Source organism: Bradyrhizobium amphicarpaeae, assembly GCF_002266435.3.
Classification (GTDB): Bacteria; Pseudomonadota; Alphaproteobacteria; order Rhizobiales; family Xanthobacteraceae; genus Bradyrhizobium; species Bradyrhizobium amphicarpaeae.
This window is the reverse complement of record NZ_CP029426.2, coordinates 1,211,984-1,231,421: the sequence shown is the minus strand read 5'-3', so window position 1 is coordinate 1,231,421 and position 19,438 is coordinate 1,211,984. Positions and strand designations below refer to the sequence as shown.

The window sequence follows — 19,438 nt, the reverse complement described above, 5'->3', positions numbered from 1 at the left end:
GATCGGGACTGCTTACACGATCCCCGCGGCGACCTGGCCGCGCAGGCGCTCCAGCCCGTGCAGCGTCTCCGCGCAGGCCGCGGCAACCTCGATGCCCTTGATGGTGAAGTGCTTGCGGAAGAAGTCGTAGTGCACTTCGGTCTCGTGGAATTGCTGCGGCGTCAGCACCGCGGAGAACACCGGCACTTCGGTGCGCAGCTGCACGTCCATCAGGGCCTTGATCACGGTATCGGCGACGAACTCGTGGCGATAGATGCCGCCGTCGACGACGAGGCCGGCCGCGACGATGGCCGTGTAGCGCCGCGTCTTGGCGAGGACCTGCGCGTGCAGCGGGATCTCGAACGAGCCCGGCACCTCGAACACGTCGACATGGGTGAGGTGCCGCGCCTCGGCCTCCTTGATGAAGGCGATGCGGGCCTCCTCGACCACGTCGCGGTGCCAGCAGGCCTGCACGAAGGCCACCCGCTGCGGCTTTGCGAAACGCGGGTGGTCGGGCGCCGGGTCATGCGGAACCGGCGGCTGGGTGACTTCGGAAGTTTCGGTTTTGGGATCTTGCAGCATCTGATTCATGGCTTTCCTTCTCAAGGACCAGAATCAGGGCACACGGAACGACAAACAGCCGCATCTTGCGATGCGTCTGCCTCCGACCGTTCTCTTTCATCCGGACTTTAACCGTCGGCTTCGGAGTTGCACCGAATCTGCTGACCCTTCCCTTCGGGAAAATCCCTTTCAGGACATCCCTTACGGAAGGCGCTCGCGGGCTTGGGCCTTTCGGCCCTTACCGCCGGTGGGGACTTTCACCCCGCCCTGAGAACATCGGCCGCCCGGGATGAGCGGCCTGGGCGGAAATATGCAGCCGGCGGGCCGGCGCGGCAAGCGCGTTCCGCATGGGCAATTCGCATGGTCCCATGCCTCCGCGGCGGTTCGGGCCTCGCGGGGCGGAATTAACGATTGGCAGCCCTTTGGCGATTGGCAGCCTGGCTCGCAAATCCGATTCCGGTTTGTTCTCCTCCTGGATCTCCCGACGTTAAGGATTGTGGCGGAGATGAGCTGTGGACGAACGAGTCCTGGCTTGTGGACGGACTCGGCAGCCAGTTGCGCAGATTCCGCAAATCACATCACTTGATCCGCGACAGGCCGCGCCGGTCCCGAGGAGATCACGAAAGCGACTCCCGAGATCGACGACGTTTAGGGAGCGCGCGCCGGACCCTACCGCGTGCGTATCAAAGACAACAAAAAGGCAAGAGGTCGAGACGGCATGTCCCTGCTCGAAGGCACTATCGATTCCAGAAGCCATCCGCTCGCGGTGGTCGAGGATATCGCTGCCAGCAACAACTGGCCGTTCGAACGCTCCGGCGAAGACGAACTCACCATTGTCTCGAAGGGACAATGGACCGACTACCAGATCTCGTTCACCTGGATGGGCGAGATCGAGGCGCTGCATCTGGCCTGCGCCTTCGACATGAAGATTCCGGTTGCGCGCCGCGGCGAGGTGCAGCGGCTCGTCGCCGCGGTCAACGAGCAGCTGTGGGTCGGGCACTTCGATCTCTGGACCACCACCGGCATGATCATGCACCGCCAGGCCCTGGTGCTGCCGGGCGGCCTCACCGCCTCGACCGCGCAATGCGAAGCCATGCTCGCCGGCGCCATCCACGCCTGCGAGCGCTATTTCCCAGCGTTCCAGTTCGTGGTGTGGGCCGGCAAGACCACCGCACAGGCCATGGACGCGGCGATGTTCGACACGGTAGGAGAGGCGTAAGGTCTCGCCCACCTCTCCGCCGTCGCCCCGGACAAGCGCAGCGCAGATCCGGGACCCATACCGCGTGATGCCTCCTTGGGGCACGCGGCTTGTTGCCGGCAGCTTCATCCACTAGAACCGCCTGTGGTTATGGGTCCCCGCTCCCCGTGCGCAATTGCGCACCAGGCGGGGACGACAGCGTACGTGTGGCAGCAGCGATGACGAACAATCCCCTCCAGAACATCACCGGCACCATCCTCCTCGCCGGCGCCGGTAAGATGGGCGGCGCGTTGCTGACGGGATGGCTTTCGGGCGGACTCGATCCGCGCCGCGTCGCCGTGATCGATCCGCACATCTCGCCCGAGATCACCGCGCTTGCCGCCAAAGGCGTCGCGCTCAATCCCGATGTGACGACGGCCGGCCCCGTCGAGACGATGGTCGTCGCGGTGAAGCCGCAGATGTTCCGCGAGGCCGGCGCCAGGCTGAAGTCGTTCGTTTCCGACAGGACGTCCGTGGTCTCGATCATGGCGGGAACCACGATCGCATCGCTGCAGCAGGTCTGCGGCGGCGCCGTGGTGCGCGCAATGCCGAACACGCCGGCCGCGATCGGCCGCGGCATCACCGTCGCGGTTGCCGCGAACAACGTCAGCGCCGCGCAGCGCGCGGTGGCCGATGCGCTGCTGCGCGCCACCGGCTCGGTCGAATGGGTCGACGACGAAAGCCTGATGGATGCGGTCACCGCCGTCTCCGGCTCCGGCCCCGCCTATGTGTTCCTGCTCGCCGAAGAACTCGCCCGCGCCGGCGTCGAGGCCGGACTGCCCGAAGCACTGGCGACCAAGCTTGCACGCGAGACGGTCGCCGGCTCGGGCGAACTGTTGCACCAGTCGGAGCTGCCGTCGAGCACGCTGCGCCAGAACGTCACCTCGCCCGGCGGCACCACGGCTGCGGCGCTCGGCGTGCTGATGGGCGAGCCCGGCCTGCGCGAGTTGATGATCCGCGCGATCGCGGCGGCGACGAAGCGGTCGAAGGAATTGGCGAAGTAGGCAGACCAAGAGCGTTTCGGCCCCGATCCGGACGGCCGAACGCAAGGCGATCCTGGCTGTTGCCGACAGGGAGAGCGTCGTGAACCTCTACGCGAAACTTCTCGAACGACAGGCCGCGAGGCGCCCCATCAGGATCGGGCTGATCGGGGCGGGCAAGTTCGGTGCGATGTACCTGCATCAGGTTCTGCGCACGCCCGGCGTCCATCTCGTCGCAATTGCAGACCTGTCCCCGTCGCATGCCCGCGAAAACCTGAACCGGGTTGGCTGGCGCCCCGAACAATTCGCCGCGACCTCGCTCGAGGACGCCCTCAAGAATGGTACGACCTTCCTGACCGACGACTGGGAAGCGCTGATGAAGTGCAGCGGCATCGAGGTGATCGCCGAGTGTACCGGAAATCCCGTCGCGGCGGTCGAACACTGCCTTGGCGCCTTTGCCAACGGCAAGCCCGTCATCAACGTGACCGTCGAGGCCGACGCCTTCTGCGGACCGATCCTCGCGCAAAGAGCAAGACAGGCCGGCGTGATCTACAGTCTCGCCTATGGCGATCAGCCGGCCCTCGCCTGCGACCTCGTCGATTGGGCAAGGGCCTGCGGTTTCCCGGTCGTGGCGGCCGGCCGCGGCCACAAATGGCTGCCGCATTATCGGGAGTCGACGCCCGAAACGGTCTGGGACCATTGGGGCCTCTCCGCCGAGCAAGCCGCGCGCGGCGGCATGAACCCAAAGATGTTCAACGCATTTCTCGACGGCTCCAAGCCGGCGATCGAATCCGCCGCGATCGCAAACGCAACCGGGCTGGAGGCGCCCTCGCAAGGCCTCGCATTCCCACCGGGATCGGTCGACGACATCCCGACGCTGATGCGCCCCCGCGCCGAAGGCGGCATCCTGGAATCCAAGGGACAGGTCGAAGTCGTGTCCTGCCTGACGGCGGACGGCAAACCGATCCCCAACGACATCCGCAAGGGCGTCTGGGTCTGCTTCGAAGGCGACAGCGAGTACATCCGCAACTGCTTCCAGGAATACAGCGTCGTCACCGATCCGAGCGGCCGCTACATGAGCTCCTACAAGAAGTGGCATCTCATTGGTCTCGAGCTCGGAATTTCGGTCGCCTCGATCGCACTGCGCAAGGAGCCGACGGGGGTCGCAACGACGTTCAACGCCGATGTTGCCGCGACAGCCAAGAAGGATTTGCGCGCCGGAGATACGCTGGACGGAGAAGGCGGCTACACTGTCTTCGGCAAGCTGACGCCGGCCAGAACCTCGCTTGCAAAGGGCTATTTGCCGCTTGGGCTTGCACACAATGTGCGATTGACAAAGGCGGTAGCAAAGGACTCCTGCATCACCTGGGCCGATGTGGCGATTGACGAAACGCTGCCTGCCGTGCGCATCCGAAGGCAGCAGGATGCGTTCTATTCGTCGCAGGGAGCAGATAGAAGTTCCAGCACGGCGCTTTGAGCCTTAGCTCACCCTGCGGCAGCGCGACCTTGGCTACGCCCCGAGCCGCTTGTTGAACATCTCAACATTGACAAGCCCGCGCGCGTGGCGGCCCTCGCCTAGCTTGCGCATGCCCTCGAACGCCTCGACCTCGAACCGGATGACCCGGCGTTCGACCGCAACGACCTTTGCGGTGGTGCGCACCGTTGCCCCAACCAGGGCAGCTGCGAGATGGCGGATGTCGACCTCGGTGCCGACGGTGACCCAACCCGGCTGCAGCGCTGCGCGGATCGCATCGCCCGACGTCATCTCCATTTCCAGGATCATCATCGGCGTCGCATACACCATCGGCATGCCGGGCACGAAATGCCCGACCGTGCGCTCCGCCGGGACCACCAGCGTGCGCTCGGCGCTCATACCGATCGTGATGAAGTCGCGTGCGTCCATGGTGCCTCAAACTCCGCTGTCGTCCCGGATCTGCGCTGACGCTGGTCCGGGACGACGGTGGTGGTTGCCGCTCCAGCCGAGGCTACTTCTTCGCCGCCGCCGCGCGCTCCACGAAGGTCTTGCCGCCCTTCATCTTGTGGCGGAGCGGGGCTTCGTTGATTTGGATGACGACGGCATCGGCGTCGACGCCGAGATTCTTCACCAGCGCCTGGGTGATATCGCGCATCATGCCGGCCTTCTGCTCGTCGGTGCGGCCTTCGGCCATGCTGACAGTGATCTCAGGCATCGTTCTCTCCCTGCTGCGTTCGTCATGGCCGGGCTTGTCCCGGCCATCCACGTTCGCTTTCATCAAACAAGACGTGGATGCCCGGGACAAGCCCGGGCATGACGGCTTGGCGGAATGGCTATCCCCACTTTACGTCATGGCGGGCCAAGACCTCGCGCACTTTCGCAACCAGATCGGCCTCACTGCACGAGAACTGCGCCGGGCGGCTCTCGCGCCATTCCTGGTTGGAGGCGATCGCGGCCGCCGCCTTGGCGCCCTCGACCAGGTCCTTGATCTGCACCTCGCCGCGCGCCTTTTCATCCGAACCCTGGATGATGACGCAAGGCGAGTTGCGGCGGTCGGCATATTTGAGCTGATTGCCCATGTTCTTGGGATTGCCGAGATAGAGCTCGGCGCGGATGCCGGCGGTCCGCAGGGACGCCACCATCTTCTGATAGTCGGCAACGCGGTCGCGGTCGAACACGGTGACGACGACGGGGCCGAACTCCGGCTTGGTGTCGAGCTTGCCGAGCAGCGTCAGTGCCGCCTGCAGCCGCGACACGCCGATCGAGAAACCGGTCGCCGGCACCGGCTCGCCGCGGAAGCGCGAGACGAGGCCGTCATAACGGCCGCCGCCGCCGACCGAGCCGAACCGCACCGGGCGGCCCTTATCGTCCTTGGTCTCGAGCAGCAGTTCGACCTCGTAGACGGGGCCGGTGTAGTATTCGAGGCCGCGCACGACGGAGGGATCGATCTTGATGCGGTCCGCATCGTAACCCGATGCCGCGACCAGCTTGGCAATTTCTTCCAGCTCGCTCACGCCGGCCTGACCGACCTCGCTCTTGGCGAGATAGGTTTCTGCGGCGGCAATGGCCTCTTTCCAATCGTCGCGCGGCTTGGTGATGGCGAGAACGACATCAGCCTCCGCCGCACTCAGATTGGCGCCCTTCGTGAAGTCGCCCTTGCCTTCTTCACCGCCATCCCATCGCCCGGGGCCAAGCAGTTTTCGCACTTCGTCAGCGGAAAACTTGTCGAGCTTGTCAATCGCGCGCAGCACGATCAGCCTGCGCGCCGCATTCTCCTCACCACCGAGTCCGATAGCTTCCAGAACGCCGTCGAGCACCTTGCGGTTGTTGACCTTCACGACGTAGGAGCCGCGCGCGACGCCGAGCGCCTCCATCGTGTCCGCGGCCATCATGCAAATCTCCGCATCCGCCGCCGGCGTCGCCGAGCCGACCGTGTCGGCGTCGAACTGCATGAACTGGCGGAAGCGGCCGGGGCCGGGCTTCTCGTTGCGGAAGACGTAGCCGACGCGGTAGCTGCGATAGGGCAGGACCAGCGCGTCGGTGCCGTAACGCTCGCCGACGTAACGGGCGAGCGGCGCGGTCAAATCGTAGCGCAGGCTGATCCACTGCTCGTCGTCGTCCTGGAACGAGAACACGCCCTCGTTGGGGCGGTCCTGGTCGGGCAGGAACTTGCCGAGCGCGTCGGTGTATTCCATCGCCGGGGTCTCCACCGGCTCGAAGCCGTAGAGCTCGTAGACGGTGCGGATCTTCTCGACCATCTCGCGCGTCGCCCGGATCGCGGCAGGATCGCGGTCCTCGAGCCCGCGCGGCAGGCGCGCCTTCAGTTTCTGCGGCTTTTTGGGTTTTTCGGCCATGCGCGGCGTTTACCAGCCGGGGCGCGAGGCGGCAACCGGGGTATCCGCAGAACTCGTCATGGCCTGACGGCTGAGCCCCGTGCCCCTACGGCTGCTCCATTCGCGCCCTTAGCGCGTCCGCGTCCGCCTTGGGCAGGGACTTCAGCGTCGGTTTGATGGTTTCACCGCCGACGATCTTGCCGTTGCGCATGAACATCCAGTCCGAGATGTCGGCCTCAGTGAACTTGACTTCGTCGCCGGCCCGTTTGCCGGGCAGGTCCCGCGGTTCGTTGGCGAACACGCCCGAATAGCCTCCGCCCGGTAGCTTCTTCATCTCGGCGATCCAGATGTGCTCGCCACCCTTGCGGGTATGAAAACGCACCTTCAGGGAATGGCCTTCCTCCGTCGGCTTGGGCGATTCATAAGAAGCCCAGAAGGTGGGCAGCGTGCCGCGGGCGCGCGCGATCGCGCTGTTCATTTCGGGATCCGTGGTGCGCACGTCGACGATCGGCGAGCGATCATCGGCTGCGACCTCGTGCATTGGGCCGATGGTCAGGATGCCGAGAACGGAGACGCCGGTGATTGCGGCGAGAACGACCCATTTCATGGGTTGAGAAAGTCGGGGTGCCATGATCGCGATGCCTCAATGTGTCGAGGCTTTGTCGCATGGTCGCACAGGTGCGTTCATGAACACGACGAGCGATGCGTTGTTCCCCTCGCCCCTTGTGGGAGAGGGTGGCTCGCCGCGCTAGCGGCGAGACGGGTGAGGGGTTTTATCCACGAGTCCAACTCACATTTGAATTCGCGGAGACAACCCCTCATCCGGCGCTTCGCGCCACCTTCTCCCGCAAGGGGAGAAGGAAGAGGAGATCAAAACACCTTCTTGATCCAGTTGTGGGGATCGTTTGTGCGGCCGTACTGGATGTCGACGAGCTGCTTGCGCAGGCCCATGGCGACCGGGCCGGCGGCACCGCCCGAGATCTCGAAATCGCCGCTGACCGAACGCACCTTGCCGATCGGTGAGATCACGGCCGCCGTGCCGCAGGCAAACGCTTCCTTGAGCTTGCCTGAGGCCGCATCCTTGCGCCACTGATCGAGCGAATACGGCTCCTCGCGCACGGTCTTTCCGGCATCCTTCGCGAGCGCGATGATGGAGTCGCGGGTGATGCCGGGCAGGATGGTGCCGAGCGGCGGCGTCGAGAGCGAGCCGTCGTCGAATACGAAGAACACGTTCATGCCGCCGAGCTCTTCGACGTAGCGGCGCTCGATCGCGTCGAGGAAGACGACCTGGTCGCAGCCATGCTGGATCGCTTCGGCCTGGGCGCGCAGGCTCGCGGCATAATTGCCGCCGCATTTGACGGCGCCGGTGCCGCCGACGGCGGCGCGCGTGTAGTTTTCCGAGACCCAGATCGAGACCGGCGCGGGGCCGCCCTTGAAGTAGGAGCCGACAGGAGAGGCGATGACCGCGAAGATGTATTCGGACGACGGCTTGACGCCGAGGAAGGTCTCGCTCGCGATCATGAAGGGCCGCAGGTAGAGGCTGCCCTCGCCGCCCGGCATCCAGGCGCGGTCGATGCGCACGACCTGCTCGACCGCCTCGATGAAGACGTCCTCGGGCAGTTGCGCCATCGCCATGCGGTCGGCGGAGTCCTTGAAGCGCCGCGCATTGGCGTCGGGGCGGAACAGGTTCACGCCACCATCGTCGCGCTTGTAGGCCTTGAGGCCCTCGAAGATTTCCTGGGCGTAGTGCAGCACCGCGCCGGCCGGATCGAGCTGGAAGTTGGCGCGCGCCTCGATCTTCGCCTCGTACCAGCCACCCTTGGCCTGGTTGTAGCGCACGATCGCCATGTGATCGGTGAAGACCCGTCCGAAGCCGGGGTCCACCAGCTTGGCGACGCGCTCCTTCTCGGACGTCGGATTGGATGCGGGCTGGATATCGAATTTCATGCTCATGTCCTTGCCTCCCGCTGCCGGTGGCGGCGCCGTTCTGGCGCCGGCCTGCCCCTTTTGGGCCCGGCTGGCTTGATTGGTTTTAGGCCGAACCACCGCCAGCCTTGTTACGGCCGGTTTCCGTGGCCAGCATATCGCCGAGGACATGCTTTTGCGGAAGGCGGAAGTCCAGTATGTTTTGCCGAAACGCCGCTCGACAATCGCACGGTAGATCTGATCCGGCCGTCGTCGCCTGTCCGGCTCTCTCCAGCCGCCCTTGCTTCGATGCCACCCCGCGCGAAACGATCTAAAATTTCGTGCTGGTCAATCGTTTTGTAACATTGAACCCAAGATACGTCAATATGCCTGACATAAATTTCGCGACTTCCTCTCACGACGCCGCCGAGCCCAGGCCGGCCGCAGACGACGGAGGCAATTTGCGCTGGGATATCATCGAGCTACTGTTCTTCGCCTATCGCGACTTCGTCGGCGACCCCGACCAGGAGCTGGAGGCTTTCGGCTTCGGCCGGGCCCATCACCGGGTCATGCATTTCGTCTACCGCTATCCCGGCCTCAAGGTCGCCGACCTGCTCGACGTGCTCCGCATCACCAAGCAGTCGCTCGGCCGCGTGCTCAAGCAGCTGCTGGACGAAGGCTACATCGTGCAGAAGACCGGCGACAATGACCGCCGCCAGCGGCTGCTCTACGCGACGCCGAAGGGCGAGGCGCTGGTGCAGAAGCTCGCCGGGCTGCAGACCACGCGGATCACCAAGGCGCTCGCCGAAATGGCGCCGCAGGATGCGGAAACCGTCAAGCGCTTCCTGCGCGCGATGATCGATCGCGACGATCCGGACAAGGTGCTCGAGACGATCTTTGCTTCCGTCAACCAGGACACCAAGGAGTGACCGTGCCACTTGCTGCCACGCTCGCCCGCCCGCCAGCGCGCCCGGCCGATGATGCGCCGCATCTGCTGCTCGTCGACGACGACCGCCGCATCCGCGATCTGCTCTCGCGCTTCCTCGCCGCTGAAGGCTACCGCGTCACCACCGCCGCGAGTGCCGGCGATGCGCGCTCGAAGCTGCTGGGTCTGCATTTCGACCTCTTGATCCTCGACGTCATGATGCCCGGCGAGACCGGCTTCGATCTGGCCCGCTTCATCCGCACCTCCTCCTCGGTGCCGATCGTGATGCTGACGGCGCGCCACGAGGCGGAAGCGCGTATCGAGGGCCTGCAGATCGGCGCCGACGACTACGTGGCAAAACCGTTCGAGCCGCGCGAGCTGGCGCTGCGCATCAACAACATCCTCAAGCGCGCCGCGCCGCCGCCGCAGGCCACAGCGGTGGAGAAGATCGCGTTCGGTCCCTACATCTATCATCTCGATCGCGGCGAGCTGCGGCAGGGCGAGGAGGTCATCCACCTCACCGACCGCGAACGCGAGATGCTGCGCATTCTCTCCGAGACTCCGGGCGAGACCGTGCCGCGCAGTGCGCTGACCGGCAACGGCAGCGTCAACGAGCGCGCCGTCGACGTGCAGATCAACCGGCTCAGGCGCAAGATCGAGACCGACCCCGCCAATCCGCTGTTCCTCCAGGCGGTGCGCGGCATCGGCTACCGCCTGGTGGCCTCGCCATAAATCAGTGAAGCGCGACCGATGAGCACGATCGATACCGGCCTGACGCTGCTCCGAAGCGCCGCCGGCCGCGTCTCCGCCGCCAACGGCTGGATGGGCAACGCGTTCAAGGGCTGGATGCCGACCGGCCTCTACGCCCGTGCGCTCCTCATCATGATCGTGCCGATGGTGGTGCTGCAATCGGTCGTCGCCTTCGTGTTCATGGAGCGCCACTGGAACACGGTGACGCGGCGCCTGTCGGCCGCGGTGGTGCAGGACATCGCCGCGCTGATCGACGTCTACAAAGGCTATCCGCAGGACAAGGACCGCGACCAGATCCGCCGCATCGCCCAGCAGCGCCTCGGCCTCGTCGTCGACTTCCTGCCTCCCGGCGACATGCCGCCGCCGGGACCAAAGCCGTTCTTCTCGCTGCTCGACCAGACGCTGTCGGTGCAGCTCGGCCGCCAGATCGGGCGCTCGTTCTGGATCGACACGGTCGGCCGCTCCAACCTCGTCGAGATCCGCATCCAGCTCGACGATGCCGTGATGCGCGTGTTCGCGCAACGCAGCGCCGCCTATGCCTCCAACTCGGAGATCTTCCTGTTCTGGATGGTCGGGACGTCGTCGATCCTGCTGATCGTCGCCGTGCTGTTCCTGCGCAACCAGATCAAGCCGATCCTGCGCCTGGCGGACGCTGCCGAAAGTTTCGGCAAGGGCCGCGACGCGCCGAACTTCAGGCCGCGGGGCGCGCGCGAGGTGCGGCGGGCGTCGGTCGCCTTCCTCGAGATGAAGTCGCGCATCGAGCGCACCATGGAGCAGCGCACCGCGATGCTCGCCGGCGTCAGCCACGATCTGCGCACGATCCTGACCCGCTTCAAGCTCGAGCTGGCGCTGATCGGCGACAGCCCGGAGCTCGAGGGGATGCGCAAGGACGTCGACGAGATGTCGATGATGCTGGAGGATTACCTCGCCTTCGCCCGCGGTGATTCCGGCGAGCAGTCGCAGCCGACCGACATGGCGCAGGCGCTCGAGGAGCTGCGCAGCGATGCCGAGCGCCACGGCCACATCGCGACGGTGGCGTTCCACGGACTGCCCGTGGTGACGGTGAAACCTGCCTCGTTCAAGCGCTGCCTCGCCAACCTCGTCACCAACGCGGCGCGCTACGGCAAGGCCATCGCCATCGCCGGCCAGCGCGATCACCGTTACTTGACCGTGACGGTCGACGACGACGGCCCCGGCATTCCCACGCATTTGCGCGAAGAAGTGTTCAAGCCGTTCCTGCGGCTGGACAACGCCCGCAACCAGGACGAAGGCGGCACCGGCCTCGGCCTCGCCATCGCCCGCGACATCGCCCGCTCGCATGGCGGCGACATCACGCTGGGCGACAGCCCGATGGGGGGATTGAGGGCGAGCGTGAGGATACCGGTGTAGCCGAGCCAGCTGTAGCCCGGATTGCGCTCCGCTCCATCCGGGCTACGAACTCGCGAAGTTCTATTTCGGCAGCAGCGCCTTCAGCTTATCCATATCGCGCACGTTCATCTTGAAGCCGCCGGGCATCACGATGTCGCCCGGTTTCTGCTCGGGCTTGCAGGCACCCAACCACTTCGCTTCGAGCGTCGTGGTCGTGTCCCGGCCTGCCGCGCCGGCTGCGCCGCCCTGCGCGTGCGAGGAGGTCTTCACCGTATAGGCCGAGTTGAAATCGCCTGATATCTCGGCGTGCGAGGTCGTGCTGATGCCGGCGACGCTGCACTCGGAATCGCTGACATAACCGGTTGCGGTCTTCTTGATGTCCTGCTTCGAGCAGATCTGCTTGGCCATCGGGGAGACGTTGTTGTTCATCTCCTTGTCGACGGTCTCGTCGGTGCAATGCTGCATGGTCATCTCGGGCATCGGCGTGCCGGTCCTGACCATCTTGATTTCCCAAAGACCGGCCTTGCGCACCGGCAGGTCGTCGGCGCAGGCCACGCCTGCGGACAACGCAAGGCAAAGGGTCGAGCCGAGCAAAGCGAGTTTGCGCGTCATGCGAGAAGCTCCCGGCTGAAATTGCGGCGTTTAGGCGACGCCTCAGTAGAGCGTGCGGATCGGCTGGTCGGCGGCGCCATAGGGCACCCAGCGGCAGGAGAACGAGATGTAGCCGCCCTCATAGGCCTGCACCGCCAGGAATTTCACGACCTTGCCATAGCGCGCGCAGTGATCGACCGCGGCCTGCCGGGCATCGACCTGGGTGGCCATCGAATAGGCGATGATGCCGCCGGTGTCGTTGCCCTTGAAAGGCGGCACATAATCGGCGCGCGCCGACTGGCTCGCCATCATACCCGAGACAACCAGGCTGGCGAGAAGACCCGCGGCCGCAATGATTCGCATTCCCGTCACTCCAATTGGCTGGCCGCCAGTTTACGGTGCCGGGAGGGAAGTGAAAAGAACGGAAGCCCTGCCAACCACGATGTTGTGGTCAACTCCTGGCGAAGTGTTGCCGCGCTGCACTTGACCTCCCCCGGCCTTCGCGGCACCGTCCACGCCCAAGCAAGACTTCAGCTGTCCGGATTGACCATGCGCGCCTCCTCCCCGAAATCGCTCCGCTATGCCGCCCTACTCGGCCTCGTGTTCGGGGCGATGTCGCTCGGCGAGGCCCGGGCCGCCAATCCCCTGGAGTTGAATTTCTGGCTGAGCGGGCCGCGCTATGACGGCACTGTCGCCGATTGCGACAGGGCGCTGCCGACCATCGCCACCCAGTTCTGGGAAAAAGAAAGCACGTTCTGGAATTCCTCGTTGAAGATCACCGGCTTCTCGGCCGTTCGCGAGACCGCGTTCCGGCCCTGGCAATCCGACAACATTCCGCGCCGCTACTGCACGGCCGACGCCATGCTCAATGACGGCAAGGTGCGCAAGGTGCATTACTCGCTCATCGAGGATGGCGGCTTCGCCGGCTACGGCAACGGTGTCGAATGGTGCGTGGTCGGGGTCGACCGCAACTGGGCCTACAATCCGGCCTGCCGCGCCGCCAGGCCCTGATCGGAAGGCCCTGATTCGGGTCGCTTGCGGCGCTGAATAGCGGTCGCCTGAATTTTGTTCTTGAAATGTTCCTATCGCCTGCTAGGCTTTCCTTGCACAGTCTAGTTGAGGGGCGTCGCCATGTTTCATTCCAGATTGCATTCGTTCTCCCGGCTCGTGATCTCACTGACCCTGGCCGCCGGGCTGGCCTTGCTCGCCGGCGGCGCAAACGCCCAGGACAAGCGGCAGAACGCGCCCGGCGAATTCGACTTCTATGTGCTGTCGCTGTCGTGGTCGCCCTCGTTCTGCGAAGAGGCGGCCGAGCGCGGCGGCCGCTCGCAGATCCAGTGCGGCGGCCGGCCTTTTGCCTTCGTGGTGCATGGGCTGTGGCCGCAATATGAGAATGGTTTCCCCGAATATTGCCAGCGGCCCGCACCGCGGCTGAACCGCAGCATCGTCTCCTCGATGCTCGATTTGATGCCGGCGCCGGGCCTGATCTTCAACGAATGGGACAAGCACGGCACCTGCTCCGGCCTCGCCGACCGCAGCTATTTCGAGACGATCCGCAAGGCGCGCGCAGCGATCAAGATTCCGGCCGAATATCTCGATTTGTCGCAGGCCAAGACCCTGGCGCCGGCGGAGGTCGAGGAAGCCTTCATCAAGGCCAATCCGGGGCTGAGCAATGCCGCCGTCTCGGTCACCTGCAACCGGACCCGGCTGTCCGAGGTCCGGATCTGCCTCAGCAAGGACCTGCAATTCCGCGCCTGCGACGAGAACGAACGCCGCACCTGCCGCCGCGACCAGGTGACGATGCCGCCGATCAGGGGCGGCTAGGATTTGTTCGCCGTCATTCCGGGGCCCGCAGAGCGCGAACTCTGATGCGCAGTCGCGCATCTGAGAATCCATCCAGCAGCATGCTCCGTGGCGAAATGGATTCCGGGCCCGGTGCTGCGCACCGCCCCGGAATGACGGGAGTTACTTTCATCGCGCGATGTCGTAACTCTGCGCCATGAACTACCACCACGCCTTCCATGCCGGCAATTTCGCCGATGTCATCAAGCACATCGTGCTGGCGCGCATAATCACCTATCTGCAGGACAAACCGGGGGCGTTCCGCGTCATCGACACCCATGCCGGCGCCGGCCTCTATGATCTCGACAGCGACGAGGCGCGCCGGGGCGGCGAATGGCTGACCGGCATCGCGCGGCTGATGCAGGCGCGCCTGTCGAACGAGAGCGCGGCACTGGCCAAGCCCTATCTCGACATCGTCCGCGCCTTCAATCCGAAGGGTGAACTCAAGGCCTATCCGGGCTCGCCGCTGATCGCGCGCGGCCTGCTCAGGCCGCAAGACCGCCTCGTCGCCTGCGAGATCGAGCCGAAGGCGCGGAAGGCGCTGATCGCCGTGCTGCGTCGCGACGAACAGGCCCGCGTGGTCGACCTCGATGGCTGGGTGGCGCTGCCGGCCTTCGTGCCGCCGAAGGAGCGGCGCGGCCTCGTGCTGATCGATCCGCCGTTCGAGGCCAAGGACGAGTTCGAGCGGCTGGGCGAAGCCTTCTCGGCAGCCTTCGCGAAATGGCCGACCGGCATCTATGTCATCTGGTATCCGGCCAAGAACCGGCGTGCCACCGACACGCTGGCCCAAACCGTGGCGCGGCTCGCAGCTGCAGCAAAGCCTCCCGGAAATTGTCTGCGCCTGGAGTTCAGCGTCGCGCCCCAGCTCGATGGCGGGGCTCTCGCCTCCACGGGGCTCCTGATCGTCAATCCGCCCTACACGCTTCAGGGCGAACTCAAGACGATCCTGCCCGAGCTGGAAATGCCGCTCGGCCAGGGCGGCGCTGCCAGATTCCGATTGGAGACACCGCGGCCGTAACACTCCGCCATTCTTGGGAAAAATATGCAGGAGCGGTAGTCAATCTGCAGAGAACCGTATTATGCTGTTTCCGTGACTGGCTTTACGTTCCGCTTCCGCGAATGGTTGCGGCGGAGTGAAGGCCTAAGAAAGATCCGGCCGGACCGCCAGCGGTCCGCCCAAGGATGGCCAGCTCTCCCGGGCTTCGTGATGCCCGGTCATGTCGCGACGTGCGTCTGCGTCGCGGCGGAGGAGCAATGAGGGGGAGTTTCCCGATGGCCATGACGGGAACGGTCAAGTTTTTCAACGGCGAACGCGGCTACGGTTTCATCAAGCCTGACGACGGCGGCCGCGACGTCTTCGTACATATTACTGCTGTGGAGCGGGCCGGACTGAAGGACCTTGCGGAAGGACAGCGTATTACTTTCGAAGTCGAACCCGACAAGAAGGGGAAGGGCCCGAAGGCGGTCAATTTGGTGATCCTGTCCTAGCGGGACTGACGCACGACATTCGGCGCAATACTCGGCGCAAGAATACCTGCGAAAAAAATCCCGGCCGCGAGCGGCCGGGAGGTTGTCGTCCGGTATTTTCTTCTTCAGCTATCAGAAGTGATAGTTCACGCCTGCGCGCACAACGCTGGCGCTATAGCCGTTTGACACGCCTGTAATTGCGAACTGGCTCGACGACAGATCGATGTAGAGATATTCGAGCTTCGCGCTCCAGTTCGGCGCGAAGCCGACCTCCGCGCCGGCACCGATGGTCCAGCCGGCGGTGGTGTGCGACTCCGTCCAGCCGAACGTCTGTGCGCGCAGCTCGCCGAAGGCCAGGCCCGCGGTGCCGTAGAACAGGATGTTGCTGAAGGCATAGCCGGCGCGGCCGCGCAGGGTGCCGAACCAGGGATTGGAGAACTTCCACGGCGCGAAGGTGTCATCGGCACCGGCGGCCTGGATATCGCCTTCCACGCCGAACACCCATGGGCCGTTCTGGAAATTGTAGCCGGCCTGCACGCCGCCGACGAAGCCGGCGGGCTTTGCGGGATTGTTGCTCACCGAACCCCACTCGTAACCGAGATTGGCGCCGAGATACGGGCCCGCCCAGCTATAGGCGTTGAGCGGCTGGTTGACGGTATAGGGCGCGCGCTGACCGTAACTCATGTCGGCGGCCTCTGCCGAAGCTGTCCAGCCGGCCGCAACCAACGCGGCTGCGCCCACAACGAACCTCTTCATCACTTAACTCCAACGCAACTGTCGCAACCGGTGCGAAGCCTGACGCCGCCGCGCTGGGCAAACCGCATGGTTACGGAACCACGACCTTTTCGCGTAAGATTTATCGAGAGTTTTAAGTTAAAGGGCTGTTAAGCCGGGTTACCGCGCTGTTAACAGGCTTAAGCAAGCGTTACCGGGAACTGCGCCGCCATCCTGTGCGTGCCGCACGGCCGGAACTTCAAATCGGCCCCCTCAGCGCCTAAATTCACTCCATGGCTCACGATTCCACCGACACTCCGGACGACCGCGCGCGCAAACCTGTGCGTGGCACCGCACCGGACGTCCCGGCCGAGACGCCGCCCGACCTCGATCCCGCCACCAGCGGCGGCGATGACGAGGACGATTCCCGGCTGCCCGATATCCTGGAAGAGAGCGGCGCCGTCGGCGAAGGCCCGCTGGCGACCGGCCACGAGGCGATCGAACGCGCGGTCCGGCTCGCCCCGATCTCGCCCGGCGTCTATCGCATGCTCAATGCGAATGCCGACGTGCTCTATGTCGGCAAGGCCAAGAACGTCAAAAAGCGCCTCTCCAACTATGCGCGCCAGAATGCGCCGCAGCCCGCCCGCATCCTGCGCATGATCGCGGCCACGGTCACCGTGGAGATCATCTCGACCAACACCGAGACCGAGGCGCTGCTGCTGGAAGCCAACCTCATCAAGCAGCTGCGGCCGCGCTTCAACGTGCAGCTGCGCGACGACAAATCGTTTCCCTACATCCTGATCACCGGCGACCATTGGGCGCCGCAGATCCTGAAACATCGCGGCGCGCAGAGCCGGCCCGGGCGCTATTTCGGTCCGTTCGCCTCCGCCGGCGCGGTCAACCGCACCATCACGGCCTTGCAGCGCGCCTTCCTGATCCGCTCCTGCACCGATTCCTTCTTCGAGAGCCGCACCAGGCCCTGCCTGCTCTACCAGATCCGCCGCTGCGCCGGCCCCTGCACCCGCGAGATCGACTTCGGCGGCTATACGACCCTGGTGCGCGAGGCGAGCGACTTCCTGTCCGGCAAGAGCCATGCGGTCAAGCAGGAGCTCGCCGGCGAGATGGAGAAGGCCTCCGGCGAGCTCGAGTTCGAGCGCGCCGCGCTCTACCGCGACCGCCTCGCCGCTTTGTCGGCGATCCAGTCGCAGCAGGGCATCAATCCGCGCACGGTCGAGGAAGCCGACGTGTTCGCCATCCACCAGGAGGGCGGCTTCTCCTGCGTCGAGGTGTTCTTCTTCCGCACCGGCCAGAACTGGGGCAACCGCGCCTATTTTCCGCGCGCGGAAAAGACGTACACACCGGAAGAAGTGCTCGGCTCCTTCCTCGCCCAGTTCTACGACGACAAGCCGCCGCCCAGGAACATCCTGCTCTCGCACGAGATCGAGGAGAGCGAACTGCTCGCCAATGCGCTCTCGATCAAGGCCGGCCACAAGATCGAGGTCACCACGCCCAAGCGCGGCGAGAAGAAGGAACTCGTCACCCATGCGCTGACCAATGCGCGCGAGGCGCTCGGCCGCAAGCTTGCGGACACCGCCACGCAAAGCCGCCTGCTCGACGCCATCGCGACGACGCTGGGCCTGCCCCATTCGCCCAAGCGCATCGAGGTCTACGACAACAGCCACATCCAGGGCACCAACGCGGTCGGCGCCATGATCGTCGCCGGCCCCGACGGTTTCGTGAAGAACCAATACCGCAAGTTCAACATCAAGTCGGAAGGGATTACGCCCGGCGACGACTTCGCCATGATGCGCGAGGTGCTGGAGCGGCGCTTCAAGCGCCTGATCAACCCGCCCGAGGAGGGCGCTGCCAAAACAAAAGACGACGATTTCCCGCAATGGCCCGACCTCGTCATCATCGACGGCGGCCGCGGCCAGCTCAATGCGGTCCGCGAGATCTTCGCAAATCTCGGCCTGACCCAGGTGTCGCTGATGTCGGTCGCCAAGGGGCCGGACCGGGATGCCGGCCGCGAGACCCTGTTCATGCCGGAACGCGAGGCGATCAAGCTGGAGCCGCGCGACCCCGTGCTCTATTTCATCCAGCGGCTGCGGGACGAAGCCCACCGCTTCGTCATCGGCTCGCACCGCAAGCTGCGCAAGAAGGACATCCGCGAGGCCGGTTTGCAGGAAATCCCGGGCATCGGCCCGTCCCGCAAACGTGCCTTGCTGCATCATTTCGGGACCTTGAAGGAGATCGAACGCGCCTCGATCGGCGATCTCGGCAAGGTTCCGGGGGTGAGCGCCGAGAGCGCCCGCAGGATTTTCGAGTATTTCCATCCCCAGCCGGGATGAACTAAAGGGGCTGTGGTCATATGGTCGTCGTATCCCGCACCCCATCTTGCGGAGCGGAACGGTTGACCTTCAGGCACGAGCGGTATTGGTAGGACGGATGAACATCGCTACGACACGAGGGACGACCAGCCGCGCGATGTCCCTCCCCAACCTCCTGACCTACGGCCGGATCGCCGCGATCCCGGTCGTCGTCGGATGCATCTATGCGCAGTCGATTCTGGATCAGCCGCTCTGGCTGCGCTGGGTGGCAGTGGCCCTCTTCATCGCGGCCGCGGTCACCGATTACCTCGACGGCTATTACGCGCGGATCTGGAATCAGCAATCGGCGTTCGGCCGGATGCTGGACCCGATCGCCGACAAGCTGCTGGTCGCCTCCTGCCTGCTGATGCTGGCCGCAGACGGCATCATCCATGGCTGGTCGTTGTGGGCCGCCATCGTGATCCTGTGCCGCGAGATCCTGGTCTCGGGCCTGCGCGAATACCTCGCCGCGCTTCGGGTCAGCGTGCCCGTCACCAAGCTTGCGAAGTGGAAGACCACGGTCCAGCTCGTCGCCATCGGGTTCCTGCTCGCCGGGCCTGCCGGCGATGAGGTGGTGCCTGTGGTCTCGATGATGGGCCTCGTGCTGCTATGGGCCTCGGCCATCGTGACCATCTACACCGGCTACGACTATTTCCGCGCCGGCATCCATCACCTCATCAAGGAGGATGAGGGATGAAGGTGAAATATTTCGCCTGGGTCCGCGAGCGTGTCGGCAAGGCGGAGGAGACCATCGAGCCGCCGGCGACCGTGCGCACCGTCGAGGAACTGATCGCGTGGCTGTCGGGCCAAGGCGAGGCCTACGCCTACGCCTTCGAGAAGCCGAAGGTGATCCGCACCGCGATCGACCATGCCCACGTGAAATCGGATGCCGCAATCGCCGGCGCCCGCGAGATCGCGTTCTTCCCGCCGATGACCGGCGGCTAGG

The 19,438-nt window shown here is 65.0% G+C and carries 22 protein-coding genes and 1 riboswitch; of the genes, 13 read left to right on the top strand and 9 right to left on the bottom strand.

Annotated features, from left to right (window positions below):
* Positions 1-12 precede the first annotated feature (12 nt).
* Positions 13-570, bottom strand: coding sequence for a 6,7-dimethyl-8-ribityllumazine synthase (locus CIT40_RS05955; RefSeq protein WP_094895017.1), 558 nt, complete (start codon positions 568-570; stop codon positions 13-15).
* Positions 571-645: 75 nt separating this feature from the next.
* Positions 646-819, bottom strand: a riboswitch (FMN riboswitch).
* Positions 820-1,258: 439 nt separating this feature from the next.
* Here CIT40_RS05955 and CIT40_RS05950 point away from each other — a divergent pair.
* The 3 genes from CIT40_RS05950 to CIT40_RS05940 all read left to right on the top strand — a co-directional run bounded on the left by CIT40_RS05950 (position 1,259) and on the right by CIT40_RS05940 (position 4,234).
* Positions 1,259-1,759 carry a type III secretion system chaperone family protein gene (locus CIT40_RS05950; protein ID WP_094895016.1) on the top strand — a complete coding sequence of 167 codons (501 nt, stop codon included), beginning with the start codon at positions 1,259-1,261 and terminating at the stop codon, positions 1,757-1,759.
* A 197-nt stretch (positions 1,760-1,956) separates the two neighbouring features.
* Positions 1,957-2,781 (top strand): pyrroline-5-carboxylate reductase, encoded by an 825-nt coding sequence (gene proC, locus CIT40_RS05945; protein WP_094895158.1) that lies wholly within the window; start codon positions 1,957-1,959, stop codon positions 2,779-2,781.
* Positions 2,782-2,860: 79 nt separating this feature from the next.
* Positions 2,861-4,234: an NAD(P)H-dependent oxidoreductase gene (locus tag CIT40_RS05940; protein WP_094895015.1), complete on the top strand. Its 1,374-nt coding sequence runs from the start codon at positions 2,861-2,863 to the stop codon at positions 4,232-4,234.
* A 33-nt stretch (positions 4,235-4,267) separates the two neighbouring features.
* On the opposite strand, the gene CIT40_RS05935 is transcribed toward CIT40_RS05940, so the two are convergent.
* The 5 genes from CIT40_RS05935 to CIT40_RS05915 all read right to left on the bottom strand — a co-directional run bounded on the left by CIT40_RS05935 (position 4,268) and on the right by CIT40_RS05915 (position 8,517).
* Positions 4,268-4,660: a thioesterase family protein gene (locus CIT40_RS05935; RefSeq protein ID WP_094895014.1), complete on the bottom strand. Its 393-nt coding sequence runs from the start codon at positions 4,658-4,660 to the stop codon at positions 4,268-4,270.
* A gap of 82 nt (positions 4,661-4,742) precedes the next feature.
* Positions 4,743-4,946 (bottom strand): tautomerase family protein, encoded by a 204-nt coding sequence (locus tag CIT40_RS05930; protein ID WP_008144861.1) that lies wholly within the window; start codon positions 4,944-4,946, stop codon positions 4,743-4,745.
* Between the two features lie 118 nt (positions 4,947-5,064).
* The gene (hisS, locus tag CIT40_RS05925) at positions 5,065-6,585 is read right to left on the bottom strand and encodes a histidine--tRNA ligase (protein WP_094895013.1); all 1,521 of its coding nucleotides are present in this window, start codon (positions 6,583-6,585) and stop codon (positions 5,065-5,067) included.
* A gap of 85 nt (positions 6,586-6,670) precedes the next feature.
* Positions 6,671-7,195 (bottom strand): YegJ family protein, encoded by a 525-nt coding sequence (locus CIT40_RS05920; RefSeq protein ID WP_094895012.1) that lies wholly within the window; start codon positions 7,193-7,195, stop codon positions 6,671-6,673.
* Between the two features lie 239 nt (positions 7,196-7,434).
* Positions 7,435-8,517: a branched-chain amino acid aminotransferase gene (locus tag CIT40_RS05915; protein ID WP_094895011.1), complete on the bottom strand. Its 1,083-nt coding sequence runs from the start codon at positions 8,515-8,517 to the stop codon at positions 7,435-7,437.
* A gap of 338 nt (positions 8,518-8,855) precedes the next feature.
* Between CIT40_RS05915 and CIT40_RS05910 the strand changes: the two genes are divergently transcribed.
* Genes CIT40_RS05910 through CIT40_RS05900 form a run of 3 tightly spaced genes read left to right on the top strand, consistent with a single transcriptional unit; the run spans position 8,856 to position 11,533 of the window.
* Positions 8,856-9,398 (top strand): MarR family winged helix-turn-helix transcriptional regulator, encoded by a 543-nt coding sequence (locus CIT40_RS05910; protein ID WP_244611916.1) that lies wholly within the window; start codon positions 8,856-8,858, stop codon positions 9,396-9,398.
* A complete protein-coding gene (locus CIT40_RS05905) occupies positions 9,395-10,126 on the top strand; it encodes a response regulator (RefSeq protein WP_094895009.1) in 732 nt (243 codons plus the stop codon). The genes CIT40_RS05910 and CIT40_RS05905 overlap by 4 nt, the downstream gene beginning before the upstream one ends.
* Before the next feature lie 18 nt (positions 10,127-10,144).
* Positions 10,145-11,533: an ATP-binding protein gene (locus CIT40_RS05900; protein ID WP_094895008.1), complete on the top strand. Its 1,389-nt coding sequence runs from the start codon at positions 10,145-10,147 to the stop codon at positions 11,531-11,533.
* Positions 11,534-11,593: 60 nt separating this feature from the next.
* Here the strand turns inward: CIT40_RS05900 and CIT40_RS05895 are convergent, their stop codons facing one another.
* Positions 11,594-12,124 carry a DUF3617 domain-containing protein gene (locus tag CIT40_RS05895; protein WP_094895007.1) on the bottom strand — a complete coding sequence of 177 codons (531 nt, stop codon included), beginning with the start codon at positions 12,122-12,124 and terminating at the stop codon, positions 11,594-11,596.
* Positions 12,125-12,166: 42 nt separating this feature from the next.
* Positions 12,167-12,466: a hypothetical protein gene (locus CIT40_RS05890; RefSeq protein ID WP_038947472.1), complete on the bottom strand. Its 300-nt coding sequence runs from the start codon at positions 12,464-12,466 to the stop codon at positions 12,167-12,169.
* Positions 12,467-12,652: 186 nt separating this feature from the next.
* On the opposite strand from CIT40_RS05890, the gene CIT40_RS05885 reads away from it, so the two are divergent.
* The 4 genes from CIT40_RS05885 (at position 12,653) to CIT40_RS05870 (ending at position 15,433) form a co-directional block, all read left to right on the top strand.
* Positions 12,653-13,114 (top strand): hypothetical protein, encoded by a 462-nt coding sequence (locus CIT40_RS05885; protein WP_094895006.1) that lies wholly within the window; start codon positions 12,653-12,655, stop codon positions 13,112-13,114.
* Between the two features lie 120 nt (positions 13,115-13,234).
* On the top strand, positions 13,235-13,927 hold the full coding sequence (locus CIT40_RS05880; RefSeq protein ID WP_094895005.1) for a ribonuclease T2 family protein: 693 nt from the start codon (positions 13,235-13,237) through the stop codon (positions 13,925-13,927).
* Between the two features lie 175 nt (positions 13,928-14,102).
* The gene (locus tag CIT40_RS05875) at positions 14,103-14,963 is read left to right on the top strand and encodes a 23S rRNA (adenine(2030)-N(6))-methyltransferase RlmJ (RefSeq protein WP_094895004.1); all 861 of its coding nucleotides are present in this window, start codon (positions 14,103-14,105) and stop codon (positions 14,961-14,963) included.
* A gap of 254 nt (positions 14,964-15,217) precedes the next feature.
* Complete coding sequence (locus CIT40_RS05870) at positions 15,218-15,433, top strand: cold-shock protein (protein WP_008544396.1); 216 nt, start codon at positions 15,218-15,220, stop codon at positions 15,431-15,433.
* A gap of 111 nt (positions 15,434-15,544) precedes the next feature.
* Here CIT40_RS05870 and CIT40_RS05865 read toward each other — a convergent pair whose 3' ends face one another.
* Positions 15,545-16,168: an outer membrane protein gene (locus CIT40_RS05865; protein ID WP_162307367.1), complete on the bottom strand. Its 624-nt coding sequence runs from the start codon at positions 16,166-16,168 to the stop codon at positions 15,545-15,547.
* Between the two features lie 251 nt (positions 16,169-16,419).
* On the opposite strand from CIT40_RS05865, the gene uvrC reads away from it, so the two are divergent.
* The 3 genes from uvrC to moaD all read left to right on the top strand — a co-directional run bounded on the left by uvrC (position 16,420) and on the right by moaD (position 19,437).
* Entirely contained in the window at positions 16,420-18,474 is a 2,055-nt protein-coding gene (gene uvrC, locus CIT40_RS05860; RefSeq protein ID WP_094895002.1) for an excinuclease ABC subunit UvrC, read from the top strand.
* Between the two features lie 97 nt (positions 18,475-18,571).
* Positions 18,572-19,189, top strand: a complete 618-nt coding sequence (gene pgsA / locus CIT40_RS05855) for a CDP-diacylglycerol--glycerol-3-phosphate 3-phosphatidyltransferase (RefSeq protein WP_094895001.1) — start codon at positions 18,572-18,574, stop codon at positions 19,187-19,189.
* Positions 19,186-19,437 (top strand): molybdopterin converting factor subunit 1, encoded by a 252-nt coding sequence (gene moaD / locus CIT40_RS05850; RefSeq protein WP_027565391.1) that lies wholly within the window; start codon positions 19,186-19,188, stop codon positions 19,435-19,437. Before pgsA ends, moaD begins: the two co-directional genes overlap by 4 nt.
* The last annotated feature ends 1 nt before the right edge of the window (position 19,438 follow it).

Coding starts and splice junctions, on each gene's coding strand:
- CIT40_RS05955 (WP_094895017.1), bottom strand. CDS start 570: ATGAATCAGATGCTGCAAGATCCCAAAACCGAAACTTCCGAAGTCACC.
- CIT40_RS05915 (WP_094895011.1), bottom strand. CDS start 8,517: ATGAGCATGAAATTCGATATCCAGCCCGCATCCAATCCGACGTCCGAG.
- CIT40_RS05895 (WP_094895007.1), bottom strand. CDS start 12,124: ATGACGCGCAAACTCGCTTTGCTCGGCTCGACCCTTTGCCTTGCGTTG.
- CIT40_RS05930 (WP_008144861.1), bottom strand. CDS start 4,946: ATGCCTGAGATCACTGTCAGCATGGCCGAAGGCCGCACCGACGAGCAG.
- CIT40_RS05875 (WP_094895004.1), top strand. CDS start 14,103: ATGAACTACCACCACGCCTTCCATGCCGGCAATTTCGCCGATGTCATC.
- uvrC (WP_094895002.1), top strand. CDS start 16,420: ATGGCTCACGATTCCACCGACACTCCGGACGACCGCGCGCGCAAACCT.
- CIT40_RS05920 (WP_094895012.1), bottom strand. CDS start 7,195: ATGGCACCCCGACTTTCTCAACCCATGAAATGGGTCGTTCTCGCCGCA.
- CIT40_RS05900 (WP_094895008.1), top strand. CDS start 10,145: ATGAGCACGATCGATACCGGCCTGACGCTGCTCCGAAGCGCCGCCGGC.
- proC (WP_094895158.1), top strand. CDS start 1,957: ATGACGAACAATCCCCTCCAGAACATCACCGGCACCATCCTCCTCGCC.
- CIT40_RS05910 (WP_244611916.1), top strand. CDS start 8,856: ATGCCTGACATAAATTTCGCGACTTCCTCTCACGACGCCGCCGAGCCC.
- CIT40_RS05950 (WP_094895016.1), top strand. CDS start 1,259: ATGTCCCTGCTCGAAGGCACTATCGATTCCAGAAGCCATCCGCTCGCG.
- CIT40_RS05885 (WP_094895006.1), top strand. CDS start 12,653: ATGCGCGCCTCCTCCCCGAAATCGCTCCGCTATGCCGCCCTACTCGGC.
- pgsA (WP_094895001.1), top strand. CDS start 18,572: ATGAACATCGCTACGACACGAGGGACGACCAGCCGCGCGATGTCCCTC.
- CIT40_RS05880 (WP_094895005.1), top strand. CDS start 13,235: ATGTTTCATTCCAGATTGCATTCGTTCTCCCGGCTCGTGATCTCACTG.
- CIT40_RS05890 (WP_038947472.1), bottom strand. CDS start 12,466: ATGCGAATCATTGCGGCCGCGGGTCTTCTCGCCAGCCTGGTTGTCTCG.
- CIT40_RS05865 (WP_162307367.1), bottom strand. CDS start 16,168: ATGAAGAGGTTCGTTGTGGGCGCAGCCGCGTTGGTTGCGGCCGGCTGG.
- CIT40_RS05935 (WP_094895014.1), bottom strand. CDS start 4,660: ATGGACGCACGCGACTTCATCACGATCGGTATGAGCGCCGAGCGCACG.
- CIT40_RS05870 (WP_008544396.1), top strand. CDS start 15,218: ATGGCCATGACGGGAACGGTCAAGTTTTTCAACGGCGAACGCGGCTAC.
- moaD (WP_027565391.1), top strand. CDS start 19,186: ATGAAGGTGAAATATTTCGCCTGGGTCCGCGAGCGTGTCGGCAAGGCG.
- hisS (WP_094895013.1), bottom strand. CDS start 6,585: ATGGCCGAAAAACCCAAAAAGCCGCAGAAACTGAAGGCGCGCCTGCCG.